2 protein-coding genes and 1 pseudogene are annotated in these 1,788 nt (G+C 70.5%); all 3 read left to right on the top strand.

The features are described 5' to 3' along the window. Positions 1-386, top strand: a pseudogene (locus AB0O00_RS37835) (3-oxoacyl-ACP synthase); the annotation flags it as partial. 16 nt (positions 387-402) lie between these two features. Beyond that, on the top strand, positions 403-1,437 hold the full coding sequence (locus AB0O00_RS37840) for an acyl-ACP desaturase (RefSeq protein WP_363659228.1): 1,035 nt from the start codon (positions 403-405) through the stop codon (positions 1,435-1,437). Further along, on the top strand, positions 1,434-1,788 hold a 355-nt coding region (locus AB0O00_RS37845), incomplete at its 3' end, for a class I SAM-dependent methyltransferase (protein WP_363659229.1). The genes AB0O00_RS37840 and AB0O00_RS37845, both read left to right, overlap by 4 nt.

Here is a 1,788-nt window from a genome sequence, read left to right on the forward strand (position 1 = left end):
CCATCGACGCCGCCCTCAAAGACGGCGGATGCCGGCCGGACGACATCGGGCACATCAACGCGCACGGCACCTCCACTCCCAGGAACGACGCGCTCGAAGCAGCCGCCCTCACGCGGGTGTTCGGGGACCGCATGCCACCGGTCACCGCCCCCAAGGGCGTCATCGGCCACTCCCTCGGTGCGGCCGGGGCCATCGAAGCCGCCTACACCGTCCTCGCACTCCGCCACCAGAAAGTGCCACCGGTGGCGAACTTCCAGGAGCAGGACACGGACCACGAGATCGACATCGTCGCCGGAGAACCGCGTCCCGTCTCCTCGGACACCGCCCTGAGCTTCTCCTTCGGCTTCGGCGGGCAGAACGCGGTCCTGCTGCTCGCCGCCCCCTGATGCCCGGAAGTCTGCGATGACCCCTCCTCTCGACCTCCTGACAGAGCTGGAACCGACCGTGGCCAGGCTCCTCGACCGCCACCTGGCCGCGGCACCGGTCTGGTTCCCCCACGCCTACATCCCCTGGAGCCACGCCACCGACTTCGACGGCCCGCTGGACGGCACTCCCTGGCGGGCCGAGCAGTCCGGGCTCCCGCAGGCCGTGGCGGACGCGCTGACGATCAACCTGCTGACCGAGGACAACCTGCCCAGCTACCACTTCGAGATCGCCACGCAGTTCGGCCGCGACGGCGCCTGGGGTGCGTGGGTGCACCGCTGGACCGCCGAGGAAGACCGCCACGCCCAGGCGCTGCGCGGCTACCTCCACGCCCGGCGCTGCGTGGACCCCATCGCCCTGGAGCACCAGCGCATGCGGCACGTGTCCACCGGCTACACCAGCAACCACGCTTCCCTGCTGCACGGCCTGGCCTACGTCACCGTCCAGGAACTGGCCACCCGCGAGGCGCACCGCAACACCGGACTGGCCTGTACCGATCCGGTGGCCCGTCAGCTGACCACGAGGATCGCCGCCGACGAGAACCTCCACATGATCTTCTACCGCGACCTGTACACCACCGCGATGGAGTTGGACCCCGACGGCGCCGTCTGCGCCCTGGCCGACGCCATCTGCGCCTTCGACATGCCGGGCACCACCATTCCCGGCTTCCGGCAGCGCGCCCTGCGGATCGCCGCATCCGGCATCTACAACCTCGACGTCCACCACCGTCACGTGCTGCGGCCGCTGCTGCGCGCCCTCGGCGTGCTGACCCGCCCCAGTCTCGGCTCCGCGGGCGAGCAGGCCCGTGACCGCATCGGCCGGCACCTGGACGAGTTGCAGAGGAGGGCCGAACGCTCCAGCCGTCTGTTCGAGCGGTGGAGAGAAGCCGCTCCCGCGGCTCCGCCCGCCGGCCCGGGTTCATCCGTTCGGCACGACGAGATCCGGTACGGCGAGATTCGGTACGACGAGATCCGGTGCGACGAGATTCGGCACGACGAGAAAGGCGGCCGGTGAACAGCCAGACCGACCAGCGCCAGCGCGCAGGGGCCACCGCTGCGGACATCGAGGCCCACTACGACATCGGCAACGAGTTCTACGCCCTGTGGCTCGATCCCGACCTCACGTACTCCTGCGCCCTGTGGGACGGCATCGCCGGCTCACCCGCGTGCACCGACCTGCTGGTGAAGGCCCAGCACGCCAAGCTCCGCTACCACCTCGACCAAGCAGGCATCACGGCGAACACCCGACTGCTGGACATCGGTTGCGGCTGGGGCAGCCTGCTGCGGACGGCCGCCGAAGAGACGGGCGTCCGACGGGCGGTCGGCCTCACCCTCAGCGCCGACCAGCACGCCCACGTGCGCTCCC

The sequence above is a fragment of the Kitasatospora sp. NPDC093558 genome, assembly GCF_040683475.1.
Lineage (GTDB): Bacteria > Actinomycetota > Actinomycetes > Streptomycetales > Streptomycetaceae > Kitasatospora.